Origin of the sequence: Neobacillus drentensis, assembly GCF_036966985.1 — a bacterium.
In the GTDB taxonomy this organism is placed as follows: Bacteria; Bacillota; Bacilli; order Bacillales; family Cytobacillaceae; genus Neobacillus; species Neobacillus drentensis_E.
The window spans coordinates 3237-6854 of the sequence record NZ_JBALSN010000398.1 but is presented as its reverse complement, the minus strand read 5'-3'; the positions used below and the strand labels follow the sequence as shown (position 1 = coordinate 6854).

Annotated in this window: 3 protein-coding genes and 1 pseudogene; all 4 read right to left on the bottom strand. The window is 38.4% G+C overall.

Annotated elements, in window-relative coordinates:
* Positions 1-581: pseudogene (locus V7659_RS23320) on the bottom strand (hypothetical protein); the annotation flags it as partial.
* 514 nt (positions 582-1095) lie between these two features.
* Positions 1096-2304, bottom strand: a complete 1209-nt coding sequence (locus V7659_RS23315) for a 4-hydroxybenzoate 3-monooxygenase (RefSeq protein ID WP_335542549.1) — start codon at positions 2302-2304, stop codon at positions 1096-1098.
* Positions 2305-2341: 37 nt separating this feature from the next.
* A complete protein-coding gene (locus V7659_RS23310; protein ID WP_335542548.1) occupies positions 2342-3190 on the bottom strand; it encodes an extradiol ring-cleavage dioxygenase in 849 nt (282 codons plus the stop codon).
* Between the two features lie 110 nt (positions 3191-3300).
* Positions 3301-3486 carry a 4-oxalocrotonate tautomerase gene (locus V7659_RS23305; RefSeq protein WP_420491297.1) on the bottom strand — a complete coding sequence of 62 codons (186 nt, stop codon included), beginning with the start codon at positions 3484-3486 and terminating at the stop codon, positions 3301-3303.
* Positions 3487-3618 lie beyond the last annotated feature (132 nt).

The following is a 3618-nucleotide window of genomic DNA, read 5'->3' as shown; positions in this document are numbered from 1 at the left end:
CCTTGAATGATGGTCAAAGGGTTTCTAATTTCATGTGCGAGTCCACCAGCCATTTCACCTAAAAGTTTCATTTTTTCCTCTTGATAACGCAATTCTTCCTGTTTCTTCTCTTCTTTAAGAAGATTTTTTGCTCTTTCCGTTTCAATGATATATTGAATGATAAGCACTACGGCTAGAGAAGTTAAGAAGTCCGATCCAACGGCAAGTATGCTATAGGCATCGACAGGAGTATACGAAATGCGTATTATTGTGTAAAAAGCAATCAAGACAAGACTAAGAAAAACCCCTTTAAGGACACCCTTGATTTGAAATAAGAATTTACTAAGTAAAATAATATAAATGGAGAAACACCAATTCAACTGGCTTGTGAAATGAAACAATAGTAACGAAAGGATTTCAATAGCCGCTATATAAATAAAATAGCGGGGAAAAATCCTTTCCAAATAAATGCTTGTTATAAAAATAATGCCTAGTAAAATCATTAAAAAGTTGTTTTGGGATTTATCCAACGTTATCGAGGAAAAAATCACAAATACAACATAAATAGGCAAGACGACATGGTACATTAAACGAAAAAACATATATTTCTCTCCGATTCATTTATCTAAAGGTTGTCCAAATGATTATATTCGATTTTTCGGTCAAAAACCTCAGACTAATTATACCATTATAAATAAAAAAGACTGTCCTGTGTTATGTTTAAGGACAGTCTAAAAAGACAAGTTATTTCGCACTCACACGCCTTTGTTGACTACAATCATGTAATTTTCCCCAACAAAAAACAACGAATATCTTCTCCATTTTGGAGAAAAATTCGTTGTTTTACATCCGTGCGTACTATTGCATTTGAAACGGAACCAATCCCATGGATTTCAAGCCTGCCATCAAGCTCGTCGCTGAAATTTGTTGAAATAGAAGGTGTGAAGAATCACGATTGCGAACTTGTAGTTGCATGGAAGAAAAACAATTTGAATCCATCCATATCGCTTTTTTTAGAGTTTCTTGAAGATAAGATCATGACTTCTATTGGATGAAGAGAAGCTTTTTTGAAGGAAAACCGTACTAGCATGAAACTAGTACGGTTTATTTTAAGGGCTATTTTTGCGATAATTCATGCTTATATAAAGGAAGATCAAATGGTAAACCGATATAGTTTTCAGCTAAGTTTGCTGCTGCATTTGGGGATGATGTAACATTATCAAGTTCTGTCAACTGAATGCCGTATTCAAACGGACTATGGTTTTGGTTGGTATGAAGGATGGTGGTCATCCACCATGAGAATCTTTGTGCTCTCCAAATCCTTTTTAGACATGTTTCGGAATACTTTTGCAGGATATTTTGATTACCTTGTTCATAAAATTCTCTAATCCCCTGGCTCAAAACTAGGATATCTGCTACAGCTAAATTTAGCCCCTTTGCTCCTGTTGGAGGCACGATATGTGCAGCATCTCCAGCTAAATAGAGACGTCCATATTGCATCGTTTCACAAACAAAGCTTCTCATGGAAACAATATTTTTTTGTATAATCGGTCCCTGTGGAAGTGTCCAGCCTTCCAAATCAACTCTCGCATGCAGTTCTGACCAAATTCGATCATCTGACCAGTTTGTAATATCATCCTTTGGGTCAACTTGAAGATAGTGGCGCTGAATAGATGGGGTACGGGTACTTAGTAGTGCAAAACCTCGTTCATGGTGGGCATAGATTAACTCTGGGTTCACTTGAGGTGTCTCGGCAATAATCCCCAGCCATCCAAATGGATAGATTTGCTGTTTTTCAACTCTTTTGCTTTTTGGGATGGATTGTCTGCTTGGTCCATGAAAACCATCACAGCCCGCAATAAAATCACATTCAATGACCTGAGGCTCACCAAATTCATTCGTATACTCTATTGTGGGTTGAGCAGATTCAATATTTACTAGTTTAACATCGCTAACATTAAAGAAAATGGTCCCATTAGCTTTTAATCGGGCAGCAACCAAATCCTTAATGACTTCATGCTGAGGATATACCATAATTTGTTTTCCACCGGTTAACTCGGCGAAATCAATTCGGTGTCTATTGCCATTAAATTGCAATTCGATTCCCTCGTGAACATGCCCCTCCCTCATCATTCGTTCACCGACACCAGTGGCATTTAATAGGTCAACAGTTCCTTGCTCTAAAACCCCAGCACGAATGGTTCCTTCAATTTCTTGACGTGAACGGGATTCAATGATAATAGATTCTATTCCTTGTAAGTGTAATAGATGCGATAACATTAGCCCCGCGGGACCCGCTCCGATTATTCCTACTTGAGTACGCATATATAAACCATCTCCTCCTTTCTTTTCTTTAGTAGATTTATTTAACAAATTCACTTTCAACTTCAGCTTTTAAATTTGCTGTTTCGCTTTTTTCAAATGTAATTAGCGCATTCCAGCTTCCCGAGGACTGGCCTTCTGCTAGATAAGTAGGTACACAATCATCCTCAATCATCGCGAATAACATGGCGAGATGTCGCCCTCCTGATTCCACTCTTGCCATTCTTGCATATTCCGGCAGCATGTCATAAGCCGCTTTATAATCTTTCTTCATTACAAATTCAATAAACTGCTTATCCAAAGCATGTTCAGAAAGAGTTGGCTTGTTATGTCTGCCTCGAACTATATTGTGGGATAAGGCACCACTTGAAAGAAATACCACTTTTTTATCACTTTCCCGCAATATCTTGGCAATTACTTGCCCCCATTTATATGTTTCTTCTAAACTCGCAGCTAGCGTAACTGATAAATTAATAACTGGGATGTCCTCGTCTGGGACCAAATACCGTAAAGGGACTAAACTTCCATAATCCCAAATAAAATAAGGATCATTCACTCCTTGAACTTGAAGATTAGCCTCTTCCCCCGCTTTTACTAATTCATTTGCCAATTTTTCATCCCCAGGGTAATGATAGGGAACATCCTTAATTAAATCCGGGGCCTCAAACGCAGTAAGAATCCCTTTATGAACAGGCGTACAGTCGACATAATGGAAGAAGGTTGATGGCCAATGACAGGAAACTAACACAATAACATCTGGATTTATTTCTTTAATTTGTTTCCCCATTTTTTTCATTTTTCTTGCCATGTCTTGTTGAAATTCTGGTACTTGATCCTCGTTACAGAGGCTGGGAACATGAGGCACTAACAAACTCAATTCTATCGTCATAATAACCTCCAAAACTTAAATTTATTTAGTTAGCGCTTACATCGGTTATATACATTCTTAGGAGTATGACGGAATATCCCCTATCGCCATACTCTCCCTTTAAATGTTGGTCACTTTTTCGAAACTGGTACTCCAGCTATTCCCCAATGAGATTTTGGAATTTCTGTTACGATGACTCTTATGCTCTCTTTTGGAGCATCTAATGTTTCTGAAACAGTATTAGTAATATTGTGAATGACTTCTTCTATTTTCTCATTTGGTCTTCCTTCTAATATTTGAACATTAATAATTGGCATGTAAATGCTCCTTTTTAAAAATTAGGCTCTGTTAATGTTGCCTGTTGATTTCCGCTCCAGGCACGTGCGGTTCGCGGGCGGTCCGGGGAGCCTCCTCGTCGCTGCGCTCCTGCGGGGTCTCCCCTGCCCCGT

Excerpts from the sequence above, each read along its gene's own strand:
- V7659_RS23315 (WP_335542549.1), bottom strand. The coding sequence starts at position 2,304 with ATGCGTACTCAAGTAGGAATAATCGGAGCGGGTCCCGCGGGGCTAATG.
- V7659_RS23310 (WP_335542548.1), bottom strand. The coding sequence starts at position 3,190 with ATGACGATAGAATTGAGTTTGTTAGTGCCTCATGTTCCCAGCCTCTGT.
- V7659_RS23305 (WP_420491297.1), bottom strand. The coding sequence starts at position 3,486 with ATGCCAATTATTAATGTTCAAATATTAGAAGGAAGACCAAATGAGAAA.